Raw genomic sequence first — 23,679 nt, forward strand, 5'->3', positions numbered from 1 at the left:
CCAGGACAAGGCGGTGGACTATGGGATACAGGACATCAAAAACCGGATTAGCCATACAGACAGCCGCTTCGTTGTCCCTATTGACGCAGGCATCGGGCTAGAGGACAAAGTCTTGGGAGCGGTCAAAAAATACGGTTTGGAAGATGCCTTTGATGGCATTATCCTGGATATTATCCATGTGCTGGAATATGTTTGGGCAGCCGCGACTGCGGTTTTTGGCGAGCAGTCCAAGCTGCGCACGCCTTGGGTCAGGGATATGCTCACGGACTTGCTCAACAGCAAAACGCAAAAAGTCATTGATGATTTAGTGGCTATCCGGGATAAGACAAAATTATCCAAAAGTAAAAGCCAACAGCTGAACAAAGCCATTACCTATTTTACCAACCATCAGCATAAGATGGACTATCTGGCTTTTATCAAGAAGGGATACCCCATAAGCTCAGCTATGGCAGAGTCCACTTGTGGGCATTTGGTCAAAGAGCGTATGGAGCAGAGCGGCATGCGGTGGAGCAGCGACAGTGCCCAAAAAGTGATGGATCTAAGAGCTGTAAAATTAAATGGCGACATGGAGGATTTTGTCCAGTTTGTCGTTGGCTCAGAACGCAAAATCCGCCTCCGGAAAATGGCGGCATAATAGATGCCCCGCTTTTTTGTCACGCACTCAAATCAAATGCTTCATGATTAAAAATTTTGAGGTTAAAGTGCCTACTCTATTTTGCCTTTTTAGGCAGGGTTTTCAGCATCGCCCTTTCTGGGAGCCTGTCGGAAATATGCTCAATGACCACCGAGCGGCAAATTTTATCCTGCACTTCGTTGCTCATCAGTCGCGTCCATACGGATAGCAGACATCAGCATTTTCCTCTTGCCCTACAAACATAAGTGCAGATTGTGCAAAAATTTTGCACTCCCCAATTTTCCCGCCATTTTTTTTGAAGTTTTTAACAAAAAGCCTACTAAATCACTCCTCCTCCCCCGCCTCACCCGGATAAAGCAGCCCGTGCAGGTCTCCCGGCAATGGCGTTTCGTAATAATAGGAGCGGCGTTGGTCACAGTAGCTGACCTTTGCCCCCAGTTCTTGCAGCGTTTTCAGGTAGTTGTAGATGGTACGGCGGCTGCAGCCAAAGCGGGCGGCGAGCTGATCAGAACAGCCTGTGGCTTTGCGCCGGATCAGGCGATCCAGGCGATCTAAGTGTTGAAGTTGAGCGATTAGTTTCATCTTTTTGGTATTAAGGGGTTTGCGCAATTCTTTTTTATGCCATTGCACAAGTACAATCCTGGCAAAAGCAATGCAGGAGCAACTCAATGAGTGTTCTCACACTCTTTGAAAGCCCAGTTCCTGGATTCGTGCAATTAATGTAGTTTGATGCCAATCTGATGATCAGACAGAGCGGCGTAAAACGGGTTAGTTAGAGTGCGCTTTTGTGTTTAACATTGTTAAATTTACAGATTTCCCTTCAAAAGTGCAAGGCAGATGGATTTTTTTAATTCTACCCGCTGCCTTACCCGCTGCTTATTTATTTTTGTTTCCTACCTAAAACCTTTTAAATTGAGGGCATAGCTTTAAACAGAAAACTACGCATACCCCAGAGTTAGCCACAATTTGGGTACAGTCTAGGGACATACCTTACAACTTCTTAAGATACAGTTTCTTTGTGATGAGTTAAGTTTAATATCTTATCCTACAATTAAGTAAATCCATTGATTTTTAAAGAAAAAGATGAATTATGAAATACATTGCGCTCTCAATTGCAATTTTATTAGCCGTTTTTTATCAGAACATTATGAATGCTCAATCTGATTTCATTGAACCGTTGTCAGAAAGCTCATTCTTGTCTCAAGGTGCACTTTCAGACTTATATTACAAGCAGGTAAATGACAGTCGTAATTTACATGTTACACCAATTCGACTGAACAACCTTTGGGACTTCCAATCATTTGGGGAGTTAAGATTCAATTTACCAGGTATAGAAACTCCTATAAGAGCAGTAGTCAATATGCCAAAACGTTTTTCTCTAACAGATTATATTTGGACTGGAGATATTATTGATGAAGCTAATCAAATAATAGGACATGTAAATTTTGTTCAAAAAAGGAGCAAAAAATTTGGAAGTATAAATATTGGAAATCGCTACTTTATCATTAAGGATCTTAATACGATATATCAAGATGACCAATTATTGGTTGAGGTAGACATTGAAGCATTAAGCAATGCTTGTATTGTAGGTGAATTCGTTAATGAAATAGCGAATGGACATGGTACTACAACTGAAGATCCTGTTTTCTTTGGACCAACTGGAGGAGGAGGTGAAGAGAGATGTGAGGCTGTTATTACGATACTTGTATTGTATACCCAAGAGGTCATTGATGCAGGGTTTGATCCTGAACAATTGGCAGAACTTGGAGTAATAGACTTGAATACGGCATTGTCAGAGTCAAATATTCCTGATGTAAGTGTATCAGCGGAGTTGGTTGGAGTGGAAATATGGAATGATTATGAAGAAAACAGCGATGCTATTGAAGCTGTAAATGATCTAGCTATTAGTGTTACTGCAGATTCTCAACTTCGAGATAATCTAAATGCTGACTTAGTTATCTTATTTCAGGATAAGGATATGACCGCAGTTAATCCATCTAATGGACAGTTAGTTGATCTAGAAGGGATTGCAATAACGGTTAATGAAATGGAAAGTGCGACAGATACGTTAGACTATAATATGGCATTCAGTGTAATTGAAGCTGCTGGAAGTTCACAAACTTTTGCCCATGAGGTAGGACATCTACTTGGTTGTAGACATTTAAAAGGGAACGACTTTCACGAATTTGCGAATGCCCGAATATTTTGCGCTTCTCCAACTATAGTAGGAGGTGTGGTAACTTGTAAAAATGGAGCAATAAAGAGTACCATTATGAATGGTGATTCGGATAGCATAGAAATAGCTCCAAGAGTGCTTCGCTTTTCCAATCCAGAGGGAGAATATAATGGACAAACAACGGGTTCTCCTGTACATAATAATGCTCAAGCAATTTCTTGGTCAGCCTGTGTAGTTAGTTTGTTTGGGGGTAGGGTAGATGGTGGTTTTGAAGATCCAGCTTTCAATGCTTTTGCGAGTGGACCGACGAATGTAAGTTATGCTTCAGAGGGGTACTATTTATATTCTTCTTATTATTGGGGATGCTTGGATGGTGAAGTTCATTATTGCTGGGAGATAAGTTGGGATTATGGAGCAACTTATCAAAACTTATCAACGGATGAAGATGCAATTTTGTACAGGGATGAGGTGCACCCCTACATGCCTGTAGGTTATATCAGATTAACTGCGATTTGTTCAGAAGAACCGGATACAAGTATCAGTTTTATAGAGCTAAAAAATTGGAGTGCTTATAATTTGGAAATAAGTCCAGATGATATTCGAGTTCCTCCGGAAAAATTAAATGATAGTGTTAGTCAGAAGATTATCAAAAATCATGATATTGATATAAATACTATAAGCCATTCTGATGAATTAGTTTATCCTAACCCTGCTAATGATCGCTTATTTCTAACTGCTGAGGCAAGAAATAATATGGGGGCTTTAGATGTAGTTCTGTTATCAACACAGGGAATAAGTTATGGCTTAAAGAATCTTGGAGAGTCCTATGAACTAAGTAATGTCCCTCCTGGATTCTATTTAGTTGTAGTAATGAGTAGAGATAGTAACTTTTATTCACCGCTAATAATTGTTAGATAATGAAGGGCTCGATTTTTTTTGTCGTACTAGTTGTTTTTTGGGGTTGTTGTCAAGATGATGATTTGCAACCAATGCCAGGCAAAGTTGATTGTAGTGAAGTGGACTGTATGATCGAAGATGAATTTTACGGTAGTGGATTACTAAATCGAGAGTGCTGGACGACCAGTTTTGTAGGTATTAGCCCCTTATCCGAAGATGATTTGATAATAATATTTGGTGATCCAGATATAAATGGAATTCGCGGTGAACTAAGATTCGTCTTAGAAAAATCGAGAATTAATTTACAAGATACTATCTGGTTAGGGAAGCGATCTAGCAGTAGCGATCCAACTAATTTCGCAAGTGCTAGATATATTTATTTGGAAGGAAATACTCCGGTTGGAGGGTTTGACTTTATGCTTGACGCACCATTCACATTTTTGGATTTTTTATTAATTGATGGTTACAATGCAGATACAAGCCTAATATATGGACAATTTCAATTACGATTCCCGGAGAGTAATGTATCTAGTTTTGTTACTCATGCCCCAGATTCAATGAATATTAAGTGTGGTAGCTTTAAAGTAGAGAAATTTTAGTTAATAGTAGATTAGAATACTGTGGCTAACAAAGCTTGTGCGACAAGCCTCGTGCCTCGGCCTGCGCCCAAGCCAGAGAACACTGTCCATCATGATCCGCCTTCTTTTGCTTACTGTGGGATTGGTGAGCTGCTTCAATGCATGGAGCAGTGACCGGGAGGTAGTGTACATCGACTCCATCGCTGTGACCGGCAACAAGCAGACACTCTCGGAAATCATCCTGCGGGAGATGTCCATACAGGAAGGGGATACGATACTCCTGGAGGAACTGCCGCAGAAGATTACCTGGTCCGAACAGATGATTATGAACACCGGGCTGTTCAACCGGGCGCAGATCAGCTACCGAGCCTGGAAGGGGGAGACCAATGAAGTCCAGCTGCTGGTCACGGTGGAAGAGATGTGGTACCTCTACCCTATTCCGGTGTTTGAGCTGGCGGACCGCAACTTCAATGTCTGGTGGGTAGACCAAAAACGCTCGCTTGACCGCACCAACTACGGTGTGGACTTTGCCCACATCAACCTCACCGGGCGCAAAGACAAGCTCAAAGGATCGGTGAAGTATGGCTACACGCGCAAATATGCATTGTCTTACAGCATGCCCTACCTCAACAAAGCCCAAACCCTGGGCGCTTTCGCAGGGGTAGGCTACTGGCGCAACCGGGAGATTAATTACCGCACAACCGATAGCCGGCAGCAGTTTTTCCGGTCAGAAGAAGGTTTCATTTACGAGCGGTTTACCGGTGAAGCAGGCATTACCTTCCGGCCACAGCTACAATCTTATCACGATCTGGAACTTAGCTTCACGCAAAAGCGCATCGGAGACGAAATCGCCCTGGACCTCAACCCGGACTATCTGCTGGACGGGCGGCACCGCATCCGCTACTTTGCGCTGCGCTACAACTACTTCCACGAAAACCGGGACGTGGCCCCCTATCCATGGGAGGGGTCATTTTGCTATGGCAGCCTCCTCAAAGAGGGCCTGGGCCTCTTTGGGGAACGCTCCGGGCTTACCCTTTTCACCGGTTACGGAAAATACATCCCCTGGGGCGAGCGCTGGAGCCTGGGCCTGGTGATGCGCACCAAGCTGTCCATCATCCGCTCCCGTCAGCCCTATCAGGACAACCGGGGGCTGGGCTTCAGTGGGCATACCATGAGGGGATGGGAATACTATGTCATCGATGGCATGGACATGGCGATGGGCAAATCGAGCCTTCGTTTTCGTTTTGCCGAGTATAATTTCAACTTTGGTAAACTTATGCCAATTAGTCAACTCCGCCGCATGCCCATCAAACTTAACCTCTCGCTCAACAACGACCTGGGCTACGTCAACAGCCCCTACGCCCGCCCCGACAACCCGCACAGCAACCGTCTGCTATGGGGCGGTGGCATAGGGCTCGACATCGTGCTCTACTACGACAAAGTGATCCAAATCCAATACAGCCTCAACGATTTGATGGAAAAAGGGTTATTTTTACACCTTAGCATGAATATTTAGTGTGGCTCAAAGAGCAGCCACTTCAGGTTTGTCAACTTTGTTGGTGTTACCTTATAAAAACTCCAGGGCTTTTAGAATCATTCCAGAAGATGCAAGTAGTCGTTTACAGCAAAGTTCTCAAGGAAAAAGACATCCCGCACATTCAGCACCTCTTCGATGCCCTGCATGAGGAAGGCATCCACGCTTACGTCTATGCCCCCTATCTGGAGCAGCTAAAGGGAGAAATCCGCCTGCCGGCACAAGTGGGCACCTTTGGAGGCTACCTGGACTTTACCACCCATAAATTCGATTTCTTTATCACCCTGGGAGGCGATGGCACGATTCTGGCCGCCACTACCCACATCCGTGACAGTAAGGTTCCTATTTTGGGGATCAACCTGGGGCGGCTCGGTTTTCTGGCCAGTATTGAGAAAAAGCGCATTCACGACGCCATCAAACTGCTCAAGCGTGGTATGTACAGCATACAGGAACGCTCCATGCTCTACCTGGAATCCAACCTGCCCATATTCGGGGAAATCCGCTTTGCGCTAAATGACATCACGCTGCTCAAGCGAGACACCTCCTCCATGATCACCATTCACACCTTCATCAACGGGGCTTACCTCAACTCCTACTGGGCGGATGGTATCATTGTGGCGACACCAACGGGCTCCACCGGTTACTCCCTGAGTTGCGGCGGCCCCATTATTTTCCCCAATTCCGGCAACTTTGTCCTCACCCCTGTAGCTCCGCACAACCTTAATGTCCGGCCCATTGTCATTTCAGAAACCTCCGTCATTTCATTTGAAATTGAAGGGCGGGCAGAAAATTTCCTCTGCACGCTGGACTCCCGCTTCGAGACGATCACGGCAGCCCATCAGCTGGCCGTCCGTAAGAACGACTTTGGTATCCGCCTGGTACAGCTTCATGACGTCAGCTTTATGGACACAATCCGGCAAAAGCTCGCCTGGGGATCAGATACGCGAAATGATGAGTAACACTCTAAAACACAATTCCCATGCAAACCACACTGCAACTGAACGGACAGACCTACAGCACTGACTTACAACAGCCACTCGATATTGCTATCCCACTCAAAGCGGGACTGGAAACAGTCAATTGTTTTTATGCCCCTCCTATGGAACACAGCCCCGTAGTAGCCGGTGATTTCATCGGGTCTACACAGGAAGGCGGCCCGGTTAACTTCCTCACCGTACGCCTGACGCCACACGGCAACGGCACTCATACTGAATGTGTAGGGCACATTGCAAAGGAGACCTACACTATCAATCAGTGCCTGCAACAATTCCACTTTCCAGGCCAGCTTATCAGCGTCTTCCCCACCAAAACTGATGAGGGAGACCGGGTAATCTACCGGGAACAACTTGAGGCTCTGCTTGGAGCACATCCGCCCACGACCGCCCTGATCATTCGTACCTTGCCCAATGATGACCTCAAAATGATCACCAACTACTCCGGAGCCAATCCGCCTTATCTGCACCACGAGGCCATTAGCTACCTCGTGGAACGGGGCGTTGAACATTTGCTGCTCGACCTGCCCTCTGTAGACCGGGAAGAGGATGGCGGGCAGCTACTCGGGCACCGGGCTTTCTGGCAATATCCGGAGGCTCCCAGGGCACATTGTACCATAACTGAGCTGATTTACGTAAACAATTCCATCCGGGATGGTTTATACTTACTGAACCTTCAGGTGGCCAGCTTTGAAATCGACGCCAGCCCGAGCAAGCCGGTTCTGTACGCTTTAGAACGCTTCGAATAGATGCCATTTTATCAGTCCACATACCATTCCAAAACTTTCCGTGACTTCAAAGGGATTGAGGCCACCAACTACCGGCGTATTATCCATTTCTACGAAGACCGGGAGGACACGATTCGCGGGCTGGACTTTGAGGAGTACTTTGAGATGCTGGTGGCTTATGTCAACAGCCTTTTTGAGGTGGGCTTCCACCAAAAACATCTCTTAATGGTCAATGTGGCGATTGAGGAGGTGATTGTGCAAAACGTAGAAAGCCCCCCCGGTGAAAGCCTGTACGAACAGCTGCTTTTTAGAAAAGCTGCCTCTCACTTCCAATGCCTGCAATACGAAAAGTGCCATTATATTCTGCTGCAGCTTATCCGCATTGACCCCTACCACAATGACGCGATTGGCTTTCTCAAAAAATGCCTTCGCCGGATGGAGCCTGCCTTCCTGGAACGTGCCAAAGCCACGGCTATTTTTCTTTTCCTGCTTGCCGCACTGGTGATTTCTATCGAAGTGCTGCTCGTCCGTCCTTTTTATGAGATGCACACTGGCCTCGTGGAACGCTCCCGGAATACTATCTTCGGCATTGGCTGTCTGTCTCTGGTCGGGGGGCTGTTATGGCACCGGTTTCGGGTAGAACAACGGGTAGAGCGGATGGTACAGCAAATCCGCCGCGAAAAACTGCTCCGGCAGGAAAAGTAATACCGGTTTAACGTCTTTCGGGCTGGCAATGCCGGTGATTCCCACTATATTCGCAGCAAAAATCCATGAAACCAACTTTGCTTATCCTTGCAGCCGGTATGGGCAGCCGCTACGGTGGCCTCAAACAGCTCGACGGCCTTGGCCCCAACGAAGAAGTGATCATTGAATACTCCATTTACGATGCCATCCGCGCCGGCTTTGGCAAAATCGTCTTTGTCATCCGTAAAGATATTGAGGAGGCTTTCCGCGAAAAGTTCGGCGGCAAGTTCGACGATAAGGTGAAAATCGAGTATGCCTTTCAGGCCATCAATACCCCCGTGGAGGGCATCAGCGAACTCCCTGAACGGGAAAAGCCCTGGGGTACAGCCCACGCTGTGCTGGTCGCTCACGACAAAATCAACGAGCCCTTCGCCGTTATCAATGCCGATGATTACTACGGCATCAGCAGCTTCAAGGCAATGGCAGACTTCCTGAAAAACGACTGCGCACCGGACCACTACAGCATGATTGGCTACCAACTGGACAAGACGCTCTCCGACGCTGGCCATGTCAACCGGGGTGTATGTGAAGTAGACGAAGCCGGCCACCTGACCGATGTGGTGGAGCGCCACAAAATTCAGCGCACGCCCAATGGCATTGAATACGAAGAAAATGACGGACAGCACCCGCTAAGCCCGGACGCACTGGTGTCCATGAACTTCTGGGGTTTCCATCCCAACGTTTTTGAGGTCACCCGGCAGCACTTCATCGAGTTTGTAGAAGCGCACCGGGATCAGCCCCGTGCGGAGTTTTACATCCCGCTCGTCATCAACCGCCTGATCAATGAGGGTAAAATTGACCTCACTGTCATCCCTAATGCGGAGCGCTGGTACGGCGTGACTTACCAGGAAGACAAACCCATGGTACAGGAAGCTTTCGCCAAACTGACGGCAGAAGGCCAGTACCCTAAGCACCTGTGGAAGTAGTCTGCATTTAGCAATAATTGACCGCTCTTAACACCTAAGATCGCTTAGCTTTCAGAAAAATCACCTGTTATGACTGCTAAGCGATCTTTTGTTTTTTCTCTTTTCCTGCTTACCGGGCTATTCCTTGATGCACAATCCAAAAGCGGGTTTGCCCCGTCCAAAGGCGTAAATATATATTACGAAATTTACGGATCAGGAACGCCAATGGTCATTATCAACGGTGGCCCGGGCTTCAACAGCAAAGGCTTTCAGGCACTGGCTGAATCCCTCAGTGAAGATTATCAGGCCATCCTGTATGATCAGCGGGGTACGGGACGGTCTAAAATGGAAAAGATCACTGCTGACAATATGACGATGGACCTGATGGCGGCCGATATTGAAGCGCTGCGTATCCACCTTGGATTAGAGCAATGGACCATCCTTGGCCATTCCTTTGGCGGCATACTCGGCAATTACTATTTATCCAAATATCCGGCTGCAGTTAAAGCTCTGATTTCCTCCGCGTCCGGGGGTATTGATCTGGGGCTGCTTGAAGATTATGATATCACCCGCATGATGACGGAAACCCAGCGGGATTCCTTTATATACTGGACAGAACAGCTTCAAGCCGGTGACACAACACAAACTGCACAACAACAGCGGCGTTTTTTTATGGCTACTGCCTATGTTTATGATGACCAATATGCCCTTCAGGTGGCGGAACGGCTGGCGCAGGGTAATATGCGCATCAACCAGTTGATCTGGCAGGACCTGCAACGGATTGGGTACGATGCCAAAGCCGCAGCCAGTGATTTTCATAAGCCGGTATTGATTGTTCAGGGAAAAGAGGATGTCATTATACCCCAAATTGGGGAAAGGGCCCATCAGGCTTTCCCCAATTCCACCCTGGTCCTGATACCGGAATGCGGACATTACGGTTGGCTTGACCAGCCCGGAGTTTACTTTGATGCCATCCACAACTTCATGGAGGCGGTAGCTCAGCGTACCAGGATCGAAGGGTTTAAAAAGTAAATGAGCGCCAAGTTATGGCAGATAAAAACGAATACCTGCGCCTCCACCTACGGCACCGGCTGTGCCATCAGTCAATTTCAGGCGCGGAGTCACCTGCCCAAAGACTTCAATGGTACCGAAAATGATATTTAGGCCAAAATTGCCACTAATACCAGCTTCAAAATCCTGATCCGATAGGGACTCCCCTCCGGTGTCACGAATGCCCGCAAAGGCACCTGGCCCTACAAAATAGTGCAAGCGTCCGGAACTCCCGATATGGTTTTCTATGAGTCCGTGGATATTGAGGAAGAAAAAATCATTCAAGTCCCAGGCTGCCAGGATATCGGTTGACATGCCATTGGGGTTGTACACTTTCACGCTCAGCCCGGTCGGTTGCCCGAATTGCGCACCGATACCAACAGAGCCCGGATTACGGTCCTGAGCCTGTAGGGCCATTGAGAACATAAAGGCAAAAACAGCCAGTGTTACTTTTTTCAAGTGGTTCATGGTTTATACAGTTTTCATTCGCTTTAGAAACTGAAAGTTGTAGCTGGTGTTCGAAACAGCCCACAAACGAACATCACTGAGATCTACGCCTTTTACAGCAAATAAACCTATTGAACCATGAAAACAACAATTCGATTTTTCTGGGTACCTGTACTAGCCCTTAGCCTGCTGCTTGGTGCAGCCTGCAATACCACAAAAACATCAGAAGGTGCCGTGATTGGCGGAACAGCCGGGGGCGTCATCGGCGGTGTTATTGGCGGGGAGGACAATACCGCTGCGGGCGTTATTATCGGCTCTGCCATAGGTGGTACAGCCGGCGCCCTTATTGGCAATTACATGGACAAGCAAGCCGAAGAAATTGAAGAAGACCTTGAAGATGCCGAAGTGGAACGTGTAGGCGAGGGCATTCTCATTACTTTTGACTCCGGGCTGCTATTCGACCTCGATTCCTATCAGCTCCGGGCGGAGACCAAAGAAAACCTGACCGAGTTGTCTGATGCCCTTAAGGAGTACGATGAGACTAACATCATCATTGAAGGGCATACCGACAGTCAGGGAACAGACAGTTACAATCAGCGGCTATCCGAGCGCCGCGCCCGTTCCGTTTCCGGATACCTCGCCAAGCAAAATGTGAGCTCCAGCCGGTTTACCGTAAGAGGGTATGGAGAGGAAAAGCCGGTGGCCACCAACGAAACCGCTGCCGGGCGACAGGAAAACCGCCGGGTGGAGGTAGCTATCGTTGCAAATGAAGACCTCAAGGAAGCCGCCCAGGAAGGGGAAATTGGTGAATAAAGCCTACCTTATTGCTCTTTTCCACTCAAGATTAGACAGGCTCCTCATGGAATTTCCATGCAGGAGCCTATTTTTGTAGGAAACCATCCATTGACTATGTCTCAGCCTAATGCCTCCGATAGCCCCCTCACCTGGAGCGATTTCACGAAAGTGGACATGCGCGTGGGCACTGTTCTGCAAGCCTACCCCAATGCACAGGCCCGGAAGCCCGCCTACATCCTGCATATTGATTTTGGCCCGCTGGGCGAGCGCAAGACCTCTGCCCAAATCACAGACCACTATCAGCCTGAAGAGCTGTTGGGGCGGCAGGTTATTGCAGTGGTCAACTTCCCCCCCAAGCAAATTGCCAATATGATCAGCGAGTGCCTGGTGCTGGGCGCGGTGGGCGAAGCGGGCGGGGTGGTTTTGCTAAATACCGACCTGCCCGTACCTAACGGGCTGCGGATAAGCTAAAGCCTACAGAAGAGGTACGGTTTTTCATTTTCGCACGACTCTGGAAGGCATCTCCGCTATCTTTGAAGAAAAAATATGGCACGACTAAAAGACAAAACCGCACTCATCACCGGTGCCGCCCGGGGCATCGGGCAAGCCATCGCTACCGTTTTTCACGCCGAAGGCGCCACGGTATTGCTCACAGACATACGTGATGAAGAAGGGCAGGCCATTGCTGATCAGCTGGGCGAGCGGGCGCACTACCTCCACCTTGATGTTGGGGAAGAAGCGGACTGGCAGGCAGCAGACCATTATATCCGGCAGCACTTCGGCTCGCTGCAAGTCCTGGTCAACAACGCCGGCATCACCGGTTTTCTGGAAGCACCCGGCCCTTTTGACCCCGAGCAATCCGACCTAAGCACCTGGGACACCGTACACCGGGTGAACAGCACGGGTACTATGCTGGGCTGCAAATACGGTATTGGGCTGATGAAAACAAGCGGGGGCAGCATAATCAACATCTCCTCCCGCAGTGGGATTGTGGGAATACCGGGTGCTGTAGCCTATGCGTCGAGCAAAGCTGCTGTCCGCAACCACACCAAGAGCGTAGCCCTGTACTGTGCAGAAAAAGGGTACGGTATCCGCTGCAACAGCATCCACCCGGCCGCCATTATGACTCCAATGTGGGATGCCATGCTCGGCGAAGGAGAACAAAGAGCACAAATCATAAAAAATGTGGAGGCAGGCATTCCCCTCGGCAAATTTGGTGAGCCGGAGGATGTGGCGTACGCCGCGCTCTACCTCGCTACTGATGAATCGAAGTACGTCACCGGCACTGAGCTGCACATTGACGGAGGAATTTTGGCAGGAAGTGAAGCACGGCCGGAGTGAGGCAGCAGAATGACTTTTCTCATCACCCGAAGTAGCCAAAATCATAGCGCCAACCTGTGAATTGCTATACCTTGAAACTGAATTAAAAATTTACAGTTATGCGCACCCAAACCAAAGCATTCCGAGCAATTTTTGCGGTCATCAGCGTAGCTGTCATTGGTATATGGCTGGCGCTTGTTTTGACCGGACACTTAGGTATCATTGGCAACCTGATATTCCTGGGCGGTGCCGCCTGGATTTTTGAACTGTACTCTACAGCACAACGGGAAGGGTTTAATGCTCCCCCTGATCGTTCCGTCAAGCGGCGGCCACCGGTAAGAAGTTTAGAAGACTATAGCTTATAAAATTATGATTGCCGATTAGGGGCAGGGCTGGAGCGAACCGCCTTTGCTCGCCCTGCAAGAAAGGTTTGTTCTTGTCCGGTAACGGGCAGGAGCAAGCCTTTTTGCAATTTTGAACCCCTCATTTGCCGTATATTGCCTGCAAAACCACGACGCTCAATATGAAGCTGATCTATTTACAACCCGCTTTGTTGTTTCTCTTTACCTTTGCAGGTATGAAACAGGCACACGCACAATTCATTTTCCCGCATACCGAATCCCGCCCGGTGACTGACACCCTTCACGGCTACCGCCTTACGGACCCTTACCGCTGGCTGGAAGACAAAACTGACCCGGAGGTCCAAAAATGGACGCGGGCACAACACGATGCCACGCTGAATTACATCGATACGGAATGCCCTTCTATTCCGGGACTGCGGGAAGAGATTCAGGCTTACATCGACCGGGATATCGAGAGCCCCATGCAACTGGTAGCTGACCGGCAGTTTTTCACCCGCCGCAAAAAGGGGGAAAAGCAATCTAAGCTCTACACGCTGATCGATGGGAAAGAATTGCTGCTTTTCGACCCGGAAGCCATTGACCCCTCCGGTAAGTCATCGCTCTCGGGCCGCAGCTTTACAGAGGATGGCAGCCGGGTAGCTGTAGGCATGCAATCCAAAGGGGCGGAAATCAGCACCTATTACATCATTGACACGCAGACGGGCAAGGTGCTTGGCAACCCTGTTGAGGGGCTGCGTGCTTTTTCCTGGACGAAGGACGAGCAACACGCCTACATCTGGGTGCGTACACAGGAAATGATCGATGCGCAAAAGCCTATCGAAGTACGCCTTCACAAGATCGGCAGTGACCGCTCGGAGGACATCACCCTGCTCGTGCCTGAAGATTCCAAAAATACAGCGAGCGTGAGCGATGCCCGCTACGCCGACCTGACCTTCTACAGTGAGGGTGACTTTTACGCTACCCACTCCCTGCGCATGAAGCAGACGGGCTCCGACGATGAGCCGGTGGAAATCTATGCCAACCAAAAATTCCGGGCTTCCCCTTACGCCATTGATGGCAAAATCTACTTCTACACCAACCACGAAGCGCCCAACTTTAAGCTCATGGTCGCGGATCAGAAAAAACCGGGCTTTGAGCATTGGGCAACGCTTGTGCCGGAACGGGAAGACATCGTGCTGGAGAGCTATGCCGTCACTGACGATTACCTGATCACCGTAGAAAAGAAAGACGTCCTAAGCCGGATGGTGCTGCGCGACCTCAAGGGTAAAAAGATCAAAGAGATTCCTGCCCCAGAGGTGGGCAACGTCGCATCCGTAAGCTACAACCGCGATGTGGATGCCATTTTCGTGGGGCTGAGCACCTTCACCAGCCCTTACCAAATTTACCGGCTTGACCCGGAGGACCTGGACAAAAAGCAACTGAACTGGGAATTGTACTACAAGCAGGATGTGCCCATCAATACCGATGAGATTGAAGCCAAGATTGTCTTCTACCCCTCCAAAGATGGCACCAAAGTACCGCTGTTCCTGGTCCACAAAAAAGGGTTGGAGCTTGATGGGAACAACCCAACGGTCCTCTACGGGTACGGTGGGTTCAATATCGGTATTTCGCCCTCTTTTATTGGCATGCGGGCGATGTTCATCAACCGGGGAGGAGTGTTCGCGCACGCTGGGCTTCGGGGTGGTGATGAGTACGGGGAGCAATGGCACGAAGACGGCATGCTCTTCAAAAAGCAGAATACCTTTGATGACTTTATCGCAGCCGGTGAGTACCTGATCAAAGAAGGCTATACAAGCACTGAAAAGCTGGGCATTGAAGGGGGAAGCAACGGTGGCCTGCTGGTGGGAGCTGTAGTAACGCAGCGGCCTGACCTCTTTAAAGCCGCCATCTGTGGCGTACCGCTGCTGGATATGATCCGCTTTCACAAATTTCTCATTGCCCGGTACTGGATTCCGGAATATGGAGATCCGGACAAAAAGGAAGATTTCCAAAATATCCTGCGCTACTCGCCTTACCACAACATCCGTATGGGCGTAGACCATCCTACGATGATGGTAACGGCGGGCGAAAATGACTCCCGGGTCGACCCATTGCATGCCAAAAAGTTTGCCGCGGCCCTGCAAAATAACCTGGGGCAGGAAAACCCGATTCTGCTTTACATCAATTATGATAGCGGGCACGGCTCCGGGCAATCAACGGATCAGTTGATTGATTATTACGAACACCGGTACCGGTTTATGATGCGGGAGCTCGGTATGGAAGAGTAAGTTTAATCCCTGACTGCGGAGCCTGAGTACGTTCGGGTTCCGCAGTCAACCTTATTCTACAAACATAGTGACACGCCCGTCTCTTACTGTAAAGACGTCAGCATCATCAAAGCGGGCAACAACTTCTCCATCAAATAGAGCTTCCACCCGGTTAGTGGCAGGGTCAATTGGGAGAAATAGTACCCGTACCGTATGGGTTTCGGTATTCAAATATCCCTCATTTCTGACTGCATCATCCAGTTGCATCATCCGCCCTTCAGCTCCGTCTAATAACACAGTCCCCCCTTCCCGGACCACTTCCTCAGGGACATTAAGTATCTCCGTATCCATGCTTTGACTGAAAATTCTTTCCCCTTCATATCGAATGTTCATAAATGGGAAGAGGCGAAAACTATAGGTATTTTCAGTGGAATCATAACTTGCCTGATACTGAAAGGTATTCGGGCTACCAGCAGACCATCCCTTGAATCCGGATGTGTTCCCAAGAGGCAGCCACAGAAAATCATTGAGAAAAAAGGCGATGGTGTCATTAGCAAGAAAGTCTTCTTCTGATGGATACGAGGTACTATCGTAGTCAGTAGTAAGTTGAACGCACCCCGATCCGATCAGGACAAGGAGCAGGCAAGAAACGAAATGTCGCATAATCAAGTTTTTAAAGTTCAACCGTAAAGCCAAGTGTCCCAAAAAATGCATGCTGCCGGAGCGTCAATTGTTGAGGATATACCGAGGGCCTTGTCGGTCCAAAAACATTTAACCGCTCTACCCGCTGTTTTACTTCGGCGTAGGTGTAATTAGCAGAGACCTGCAAACTGACTGGACCAAAGAGGGGGGCTTCTGCGCAGATTCCTGGCATAATCATCCACCCTCCTTCGCCTGTGAACCGATAGAGGTTCTCCCGGTACTTCAGGTCTGATAAGCTAATAAACGTTTCTGTAATATCCTCCATTCTAACCTGACGATAACCGCCAAGCAGATTAAAAAAGACCCGGTCACCATTGGGGCCTTCTCTTAGCAGAAGAGTTGGGCCGCCCAGAAGCCACCAATCACTACCTGCATTGGAAACCGCCTCATGCCTAACCTGAGCAAGCCTGTCATACATATCCCCGACTGCTGCCTGAGCGGGCTGAAAACCCACCATTACAGACACTCCAAGAGATTTACCCATGGGCAACCACCTGCCAGCAACCTGTACACCGGGGCCATCTTCAAGACTTGGCAGTTGCTTAGCGGCATCAGGGCCATAGTCGGATTCTCGACTCCAAGAGCCGATACTGAGATACGCGCCTGCTGAAATGGAGAAAGGACTGTGGTACTGCGCTGATAACGGAAGGGCTAACAGACCGACCAGAGCAAAGATGAGCGTGCTAATTTGCATGATCGAAGGGGTTGTTTGACAGTAAAACGCCAACAATAACACAATGTTGTTTTGTTAAGGCCTTACTGCTACCTATAGTAATCCGCCATTTCCAGCAACACATCATTCACCAGATCATACCAGCGGTAATGGCTGTGGTGGGTGGACAGGGCTATTGTCGTTTCGTATTCCGGCAGGTACATGAGAATAGAGCGGTAGCCCATCAGGGCACCCGTATGCCCGAAGTGTTTGATGCCGTGGTCGTCCCACATGCGCATACCCAGCCCGTAGTGGTCACCGCCTTGTTCGTAGCCCAGGTCCTGCTGCATAAGCTCCAGGGATTGTGCGCTGACCAGTTTGCCCTTAAAAAGTGCATGCCCAAAACGCGCGACATCCGCGGGTGTGGCGACGATAGCCCCCGCTGCACCGACTGCGGAAAGATGGTATTCATAAGCCCGGCCGTTATCCGCCAGGCTGTCAATGCGGTGGCGGCGGTCGCTGAAGTCATCGTAAATCGTTTGATTAAGCCCGGCAGGTGTGAAGATGTATTCCCGGAAGGCATCCTTCAATGGCTTTTCCAGTACCGCCTCCGCCAGCTCTCCGAGCAGGTAAAATCCGGTATTGGAATAGTCGTACCCCTGCCCGGGGGAGAACCGGGGACTTCGGACGGCAGCAAAGCGGTAAATATCCCCTTCGTCCCAGGTCCGGTATTTCCAGTTGCCGCGGTAAAAGGAGGGGTGGTTGAGGTGATCGATCACACCTCCTGTATGGCTGAGTAGCTGTCGGATGGTAATACTTTTGCCATTAGGCAGGCCCGGCACTTCGAGGTACTCCGCCAGGCGGTCATCCAACTCAAAATAGCCGAACTCGACCAGCCGCATGATAAGGGTGGAGGTAAAAAGCTTAGTGACACTAGCTACTCTGAACCGATGATTGGGCTCCAGTGCATACCGGCGGGCAGCATCGCTGTGCCCGTGGACCACAGTAGACAACTGACCATCCGGCCCGATCACTGCGGCGGAAACCCCTTTGAGGTTGGCTAGCCGCTCCTGACAGGTGGCTCGCACCGTCTCTTCGAGGTGTTGCTGAGCGGAATGCCCGTATTTCACTTTAAGTTCGAGCCGCTTGGAGCGTACCTCCCGCCCATCATCAGCTTTGATGGTAATGTAGTAAGTCCCACGGTCCAGGCGTGTCGGCTGCCCGTAAAGTTGAAGCAGGTAGGGGTCGAAGGTGATCCATTCCGGCAGATGTTCTGCCCGGATATTCAAAATATCGTTATCAATATCCTCCACTTCAATGTCCAGCTCAAAAGGCTGTTCTGTAAGAACTTCTATGGTCCCATCCTGAGGCGCAAGGAATATCGGCGGGGGATTAAAGGGGTCGGAAAATGCAAAAGCCAGCCCTGAAAAGAGCAGTGATGCTAGCAGAAGTCGCCAATTTCTCTTATTTTTCATAAAGCCGCCGGGAAAATTGAAATGTGCAATATACAAATATGAACTTGCCAATAAACCAGTCGGATGAGTAATTTTTTCGCTTCGGCAATATAAGTGCCGAAAAAACAACATACCGTAAATTTATGTACAAGCCCGGTAAAGATCAACGGTATTCCGTTTGGATTGTTTCAATACCGACAGCTCTTAACCAATATGGAAATATCACACACGGAAGAAAACTATCTGAAGGCCATTTTTAAAATTTCTGAGCGCAGGAATAAAGCGGCCAGCACTAACGCTATTGCAAAAGAAATGAGCACGAGTGCTGCCTCGGTCACAGATATGGTCAAACGCCTCTCTGACAAGGACCTTATCCACTATGAACGCTACAAAGGGGCTACCTTGACCAACAAAGGGCAGCGCATTGCCACCCACCTGATCCGAAAGCACCGCCTTTGGGAAGTTTTTCTGGTGGACAAGCTGTCTTTTTCCTGGGATGAGGTACATGAGATTGCCGAACAACTGGAGCATATCAAGTCGCCTAAACTGGTAGAGCGCCTCGATGCACACCTTGGCCTGCCCAAGTTTGACCCCCACGGCGACCCTATACCGGATGCCGATGGCAACTTTGCTCAGCGGAGCCAGGTCCTGCTCAACGAAATGAAACCGGGAGAAAAGGGCGCAATCGTAGGAGTCAATGACCACACTTCGGGGTTTTTGCAGTACCTCGACCGCATGCAGCTCATTCTGGGCACACAGGTGGAAATACTGGAATGCTTCGAGTACGATGAATCGGTAAGAGTGCGGATTGGCGCGGACCGGGAACAGCTACTTACTAAGAAAGTCAGCCAGCACCTTTTCGTACAGAAGGAAATTGGGTAAGCCTGGCGGTTGTTTAGAAGAGTGAGATTAGTACATTTTCTTTATCCGGTCCAGATCACGATTAACATCTTTCTGCTTGATGGACTCCCGCTTATCGTAGACCTTCTTACCCTGAGCCAGCGCTATTTCCAGTTTAGCCAGCCCCCGCTCATTGATGTACAGGCGTATAGGGACAATCGTCAGCCCCTTTTCCTTGAGCTGCTTCTCCAGTTTGCCCAGCTCCCGGCGCTTGAGCAGTAGTTTTCGGGTACGGCGGGATTCATGATTGAACATATTGCCGTGCTCATACTCCGCGATGAAAAGGCTTTTGATGTACAACTCTCCCTTTCTGAAAAAACAATAGGCATCCCGAAGATTGGCATTGCCCTTCCGAATAGACTTCACTTCCGTACCGTGCAGCATGATACCTGCCTCAAAAGTATCCAAAAAGCGATACTCAAAGCCTGCTTTGCGGTTGATAATCTCTACGTCGTGTTCCTTAGTCTTTCTTATGCCCATTCGTCCGGTTTTTCTACGAGTCCAATTAGTTTAACCACAATGAAAACCGAATAGTTCACCTGAAAGCGGACCGTGCGCCACAGCACAAAGCCATGACGCACGGTCACCTCCGGCATCCTCAATGCGGCTACTGTTCTGCTGCTTTCTGTTTTTGCAAGGGCGCCATTTTTTCTGCGGGAGCCACCTTTATATTCGGATTAGCTTTTAGCATTTTCTGCTTACGGAGAGACTGCCCCGGACGGGTCGCAATCATATTCTTTCCCGGATCCAGACTCTCTTCCAGAAAGTCCGTCATTTTCCGGTACAGATGCAGGCGGGCGTTACCGCCGTAGATGCCGTGGTTCCGGTTTGGGTAGAAATAGGTATCAAACTGCTTATTGGCGGCAATCAGGGCATTCGCCATTTCAGCGGTGTGCTGGAAGTGCACGTTGTCATCCCCCATACCATGCACCAGCAGATAGTCCCCTTTCAGACGGTCAGCAAAGTACACCGGTGAGTTGTCCCGGTAGCCGGACTCGTTCTCTTTATAGGTCCGCATGTAGCGCTCGGTGTAAATAGTGTCATACCACTTCCAATTGGTTACCGGAGCGACAGCGATGCCGGCTTTGAAGACATCATTGCCCTTGAGCACGCAAAGGGAGGACATGTACCCGCCATAGCTCCAGCCGAAAATACCGATGCGGTTTTCATCAGCATAAGGCAGACTGCCCAGATACCTGGCGGCCTCAATCTGATCAATCGTCTCGTAATGCCCCAGCTGCTGGTACGTCATTTTTTTGAATTTCTCTCCCCGTGCACCGGTACCCCGGTTGTCCACGCTAGCTACGATATAGCCCTGCTGCGCCAGCATCTGAAACCACCAGTAGTTCATGCCTTTCCAGGAATCCGTTACCGTTTGGCTGCCCGGGCCTCCGTAGAGGTACATGAAGACCGGGTACTGACGGTTTTCACGAAAATCACGGGGCTTGATCATCCAGCCATTGAGCTCCACGCCCTCTGATGTTTCGAAACTGAAAAACTCAACTGGCTGTGTACCATATTCCATTTGTTTGGTCTTCAGCTCTTTATTTTCTTCGATTACCCGAAGCGTGCGGCCTTTCTTGTCATAAACGGTGTAGGTAGCCGGTGCATTAGCTGTGGAGAATTGCCCCACGTAATAATCGTAAGTACTGCTAAACTGAGCGCTGTTCCAACCAGAGGCCCCCGCGATGATCTGACGGTTTTTGCCATCGAGCCCGATGCTGTATACCTGCCGCTCCATGGGGGATTTGTCAGCGGCCTGATAGTATATGCGGCCTTCTGCTTCATGGACACCATAGAGCTCAGTTACTTCCCATTCGCCTTTGGTAATTTGCTCCAGCTTCTTCCCTTTCATGCTGTAAAGGTAGATGTGGTGCCAGCCGTCCTGCTCACTGCTCCAGACGAAGCGCTTGCCATCCTCCAGAAACATCAGGTTGTCCAGTACGCTTTCGGCAATGTAGTAATCGTTTTTTTCTTTCAGTAAAAGCTTGGTCTCACCGGAGCGGGCATCAGCCAAAAGTAGCTCCAGTTGGTTCTGATGGCGGTTCATCCGGTAAACACAAAGCTTGTCCGAATCTTTGGTCCACTTGATGCGGGGGACGTAAATGTCTTTTTCCTCGCCCAGCACAACCGGGAGCGACTTAGCCTGCCGCACATCATAAATGTAGATATCCACAACGGAATTCTTTTCACCCACTTTTGGGTATTTAAAGGTTTCGTAATCCGGGTAGAGGTCGTCATGATAGTTGGTCATTGTAAACTGCGGGACCTCCCGCTCATCAAACCGGTAATAGGCCAGGCGTTGCCCGTCTTCAGACCAGAAAAAGGCTTTAGCGAAGCCAAATTCTTCCTCATATACCCAATCTGCAGAACCATAGATGATTTTGTTCTGCTCACCATTCGTAGTCACCTGTGTCACATTGCCGGTAGACAAATCGCGGTAGTAGAGGTTGTTTTCATAAGTAAACGCCACCCGGTCAGCCTGAGGGTTAAAACTGGCGTAGCTATGCTTACCCTCCTCAAAAACGGTGGTGAGGGTACCTGCCTTTCGGTCATACACAAAATAATTGGCTTTCACAGAGCGCCGGTAGATAGGCTCCGTCCCGCTGCGGATGATCATTTTCGACTCATCGGCACTAAATTCGTACCCATCTACCTGTCCGGTAAAGTCTTTATTGTCCCGAACTGTAGCCGGGTCAAAAATGGTCGTGACCAGGGCACCGGTGGTGATGTCATACTGCTGTACCTTGTTATCCTCCAGACGGGTGTAATGCTTACCATCGTTCAGGAAGTTAAAGCCCGGTACAGACTTGGCCACATACTCGTAATCTTTCCAAATACCCTCAAGGGTGATATCCTTTTGGGCGTGCAATCCTGCAAAAACAGGCAGGAATAACATGAACCATACTACTTTCTTCATATCGGGATTGGATTTTTATGTAATTCAACGTTGCGAAAATAGGGAATTCCAAAGGGATTGCTCTTCAAACCGGGGGTCTACTATTGGGAATGTCAGTGCGCCGCCCCTTCAAGATCCTGCAGGCGGGCCTGAATCTGCTTCAGGTTTTCCCTGCGGGTGACCACCTTGGGAGCCGCGGCACGCTCTGCACAGTCCGGTACCGGGCAGCGCTCGCAGGTTTTGTTGACCTCGCGGAACTGAATGGCTGGGTCTTCGAGGAAGGCAATCCGCTTTTTCACCTCCGGGGTGATCAGAATACCAATTGTTACACTGACGTTCTGATCGGGTGAGGGGTAAGCAGGCCGGGCAATCGTCAGGCAAAAGTACTCATCAGCCGTACCCATATACCTGGACCGTTGTGCACGGACAATATTGTCGACGTATTTCCCCTCCCGCTGCATCTGAAAAAGGTCTTTAAGCAGCGACAAAGCCACCCAACGCCGGCAGTAATGCTCGAACAGGCCATTGCCATGTGGATGGTGGCGCCGGCTCAGGTGAAGTTCTTTATCGATTTCGAATATGTCTTCTTCCGGATCATGCAGAAAACGCAGAAAAAACAGCTTTCCCATCTCAAAGAAACGGGGCAGGATATTGGTGAGGCGGTGGTAAAACATTTCGGGAGTCGCCTCGTACTTTTTCATGATACTCAGGAAGGCTTCCCCGTCCCACTTAGGCTGAGCGAAGAAGGCTCTCATATCCGCAATGACAGGATCGTGGGGGATATGCAGGGCAACGGAAAAGTAAATGGCTTTGGAATGGTTGATCACCTCTTCAAACACCCGCCCTTTGAGCAGGGAAGAAGTACTTGCCCGTTCTTTCAGCTGCAACACTTCAAAGCCCAGTTCCTTACCAAACTGAAAAGCCCGCTGCATGGGGCTGAGCTTTCGGTTGAGCAGCAGTTTCTTGTCTTTGCTGATAAATACGGACCGCAGTGGTTTGAGCTCCGGGTAAGGGTCAAGCCCGTTTTCCACAATTTCATAGTGAAAGCGGTCTTCCAGGATTTGGCGCAGCGTGGCTTCCGGGATGGGGCGGGCCTCGGGTATTTCATAAAGCTTTATGAAACGGCCTACTTCTTCCTCCAGATCTTCAAAGTAGTTGTTGTGCAGTTCCAGGTAGGCACGTAGGGCCCCAAAGTAAAAATTCTCTTCCTTGAGCGCGTAATTCCTGGACAATTCTAAAAGTGTGGAAATAAATGCCCCCACCCGCACCGGAGCGTTCGCGATGATCTCCACTACTTTTGACAGCTCTATGCCAAAAAGATCAAGGGGCAGCTCGTTTAGGAAATTCGACTGCAGCAATTCTCCGACCGGTGCCATGCTTTTGCTAAGCTCGAAGGAGGTCAGGTCTGCTCTCGGTACCCCAAGCGCAACTGCCAGGGTCTCAATTTTATCCGGCTTCGGGTACTTTTTTCCTTTTTCAATCTCATTCAGATAAGAGACTGATAATTTTGACTCCCTGGAAAGCTCCGCAAAGGAAAAGCCTTTTGACTGGCGTAACTGCTTCACTTTCAATCCGAAAAGTATTCGCTCATTTTGGGTCTTACTGCTCATAGAGATCAAAAATAGGAGTTTTTAGCGAATTTTCGCAAAACATTTCCTGTACAA

At 49.3% G+C, this 23,679-nt stretch carries 22 protein-coding genes and 1 pseudogene; 15 read left to right on the forward strand and 8 right to left on the reverse strand.

What is annotated here, in order from left to right; all coding sequences use genetic code 11:
- Positions 1-634: pseudogene (locus IX84_RS33285) on the forward strand (hypothetical protein); the annotation flags it as partial.
- A gap of 324 nt (positions 635-958) precedes the next feature.
- Here IX84_RS33285 and IX84_RS30730 read toward each other — a convergent pair.
- Complete coding sequence (locus IX84_RS30730; protein ID WP_152604935.1) at positions 959-1,216, reverse strand: HTH domain-containing protein; 258 nt, start codon at positions 1,214-1,216, stop codon at positions 959-961.
- Positions 1,217-1,724: 508 nt separating this feature from the next.
- On the opposite strand from IX84_RS30730, the gene IX84_RS05625 reads away from it, so the two are divergent.
- The 8 genes from IX84_RS05625 to IX84_RS05660 all read left to right on the forward strand — a co-directional run bounded on the left by IX84_RS05625 (position 1,725) and on the right by IX84_RS05660 (position 10,220).
- Entirely contained in the window at positions 1,725-3,728 is a 2,004-nt protein-coding gene (locus IX84_RS05625; RefSeq protein WP_044217383.1) for a zinc-dependent metalloprotease, read from the forward strand.
- Complete coding sequence (locus tag IX84_RS05630) at positions 3,728-4,306, forward strand: hypothetical protein (RefSeq protein WP_044217384.1); 579 nt, start codon at positions 3,728-3,730, stop codon at positions 4,304-4,306. Before IX84_RS05625 ends, IX84_RS05630 begins: the two co-directional genes overlap by 1 nt.
- Before the next feature lie 91 nt (positions 4,307-4,397).
- Complete coding sequence (locus IX84_RS05635; protein ID WP_044217387.1) at positions 4,398-5,801, forward strand: POTRA domain-containing protein; 1,404 nt, start codon at positions 4,398-4,400, stop codon at positions 5,799-5,801.
- Positions 5,802-5,890: 89 nt separating this feature from the next.
- The gene (locus tag IX84_RS05640) at positions 5,891-6,778 is read left to right on the forward strand and encodes an NAD kinase (RefSeq protein WP_044217388.1); all 888 of its coding nucleotides are present in this window, start codon (positions 5,891-5,893) and stop codon (positions 6,776-6,778) included.
- 20 nt (positions 6,779-6,798) lie between these two features.
- On the forward strand, positions 6,799-7,560 hold the full coding sequence (locus IX84_RS05645; protein WP_044217390.1) for a cyclase family protein: 762 nt from the start codon (positions 6,799-6,801) through the stop codon (positions 7,558-7,560).
- Positions 7,561-8,244, forward strand: a complete 684-nt coding sequence (locus tag IX84_RS05650; RefSeq protein ID WP_044217392.1) for a hypothetical protein — start codon at positions 7,561-7,563, stop codon at positions 8,242-8,244.
- A 65-nt stretch (positions 8,245-8,309) separates the two neighbouring features.
- Complete coding sequence (locus IX84_RS05655; protein WP_044217394.1) at positions 8,310-9,209, forward strand: nucleotidyltransferase family protein; 900 nt, start codon at positions 8,310-8,312, stop codon at positions 9,207-9,209.
- A 69-nt stretch (positions 9,210-9,278) separates the two neighbouring features.
- Entirely contained in the window at positions 9,279-10,220 is a 942-nt protein-coding gene (locus IX84_RS05660; RefSeq protein ID WP_052515789.1) for an alpha/beta fold hydrolase, read from the forward strand.
- A gap of 12 nt (positions 10,221-10,232) precedes the next feature.
- On the opposite strand, the gene IX84_RS05665 is transcribed toward IX84_RS05660, so the two are convergent.
- Positions 10,233-10,706: a hypothetical protein gene (locus tag IX84_RS05665; protein ID WP_052515790.1), complete on the reverse strand. Its 474-nt coding sequence runs from the start codon at positions 10,704-10,706 to the stop codon at positions 10,233-10,235.
- A 117-nt stretch (positions 10,707-10,823) separates the two neighbouring features.
- On the opposite strand from IX84_RS05665, the gene IX84_RS05670 reads away from it, so the two are divergent.
- From IX84_RS05670 to IX84_RS05690, 5 genes are all read left to right on the forward strand, one after another.
- A complete protein-coding gene (locus tag IX84_RS05670; RefSeq protein WP_044217396.1) occupies positions 10,824-11,498 on the forward strand; it encodes an OmpA family protein in 675 nt (224 codons plus the stop codon).
- Positions 11,499-11,594: 96 nt separating this feature from the next.
- Positions 11,595-11,951 (forward strand): tRNA-binding protein, encoded by a 357-nt coding sequence (locus IX84_RS05675; protein WP_044217398.1) that lies wholly within the window; start codon positions 11,595-11,597, stop codon positions 11,949-11,951.
- A 75-nt stretch (positions 11,952-12,026) separates the two neighbouring features.
- Positions 12,027-12,821, forward strand: a complete 795-nt coding sequence (locus tag IX84_RS05680) for a glucose 1-dehydrogenase (protein WP_044217400.1) — start codon at positions 12,027-12,029, stop codon at positions 12,819-12,821.
- A gap of 98 nt (positions 12,822-12,919) precedes the next feature.
- Positions 12,920-13,165: a hypothetical protein gene (locus tag IX84_RS05685; protein ID WP_044217402.1), complete on the forward strand. Its 246-nt coding sequence runs from the start codon at positions 12,920-12,922 to the stop codon at positions 13,163-13,165.
- Positions 13,166-13,323: 158 nt separating this feature from the next.
- Positions 13,324-15,429: a prolyl oligopeptidase family serine peptidase gene (locus IX84_RS05690; RefSeq protein ID WP_044217403.1), complete on the forward strand. Its 2,106-nt coding sequence runs from the start codon at positions 13,324-13,326 to the stop codon at positions 15,427-15,429.
- 51 nt (positions 15,430-15,480) lie between these two features.
- On the opposite strand, the gene IX84_RS05695 is transcribed toward IX84_RS05690, so the two are convergent.
- The 3 genes from IX84_RS05695 to IX84_RS05705 all read right to left on the reverse strand — a co-directional run bounded on the left by IX84_RS05695 (position 15,481) and on the right by IX84_RS05705 (position 18,237).
- Entirely contained in the window at positions 15,481-16,071 is a 591-nt protein-coding gene (locus tag IX84_RS05695) for a hypothetical protein (protein WP_044217405.1), read from the reverse strand.
- A 10-nt stretch (positions 16,072-16,081) separates the two neighbouring features.
- A complete protein-coding gene (locus IX84_RS05700; RefSeq protein WP_044217407.1) occupies positions 16,082-16,804 on the reverse strand; it encodes a hypothetical protein in 723 nt (240 codons plus the stop codon).
- Positions 16,805-16,872: 68 nt separating this feature from the next.
- Positions 16,873-18,237, reverse strand: coding sequence for a serine hydrolase (locus IX84_RS05705; protein WP_160213673.1), 1,365 nt, complete (start codon positions 18,235-18,237; stop codon positions 16,873-16,875).
- A gap of 192 nt (positions 18,238-18,429) precedes the next feature.
- On the opposite strand from IX84_RS05705, the gene IX84_RS05710 reads away from it, so the two are divergent.
- On the forward strand, positions 18,430-19,098 hold the full coding sequence (locus IX84_RS05710) for a metal-dependent transcriptional regulator (protein ID WP_044217411.1): 669 nt from the start codon (positions 18,430-18,432) through the stop codon (positions 19,096-19,098).
- Between the two features lie 27 nt (positions 19,099-19,125).
- Here IX84_RS05710 and smpB read toward each other — a convergent pair whose 3' ends face one another.
- The 3 genes from smpB to IX84_RS05725 form a co-directional block, all read right to left on the reverse strand.
- A complete protein-coding gene (gene smpB / locus IX84_RS05715; RefSeq protein ID WP_044217413.1) occupies positions 19,126-19,596 on the reverse strand; it encodes an SsrA-binding protein SmpB in 471 nt (156 codons plus the stop codon).
- Positions 19,597-19,723: 127 nt separating this feature from the next.
- Positions 19,724-22,036: a S9 family peptidase gene (locus tag IX84_RS05720; RefSeq protein ID WP_044217415.1), complete on the reverse strand. Its 2,313-nt coding sequence runs from the start codon at positions 22,034-22,036 to the stop codon at positions 19,724-19,726.
- Between the two features lie 92 nt (positions 22,037-22,128).
- The gene (locus tag IX84_RS05725) at positions 22,129-23,580 is read right to left on the reverse strand and encodes a helix-turn-helix domain-containing protein (protein WP_238578233.1); all 1,452 of its coding nucleotides are present in this window, start codon (positions 23,578-23,580) and stop codon (positions 22,129-22,131) included.
- Between the last annotated feature and the right edge of the window lie 99 nt (positions 23,581-23,679).

This window comes from Phaeodactylibacter xiamenensis (assembly GCF_000759025.1).
GTDB classification, from domain to species: Bacteria; Bacteroidota; Bacteroidia; order Chitinophagales; family Saprospiraceae; genus Phaeodactylibacter; species Phaeodactylibacter xiamenensis.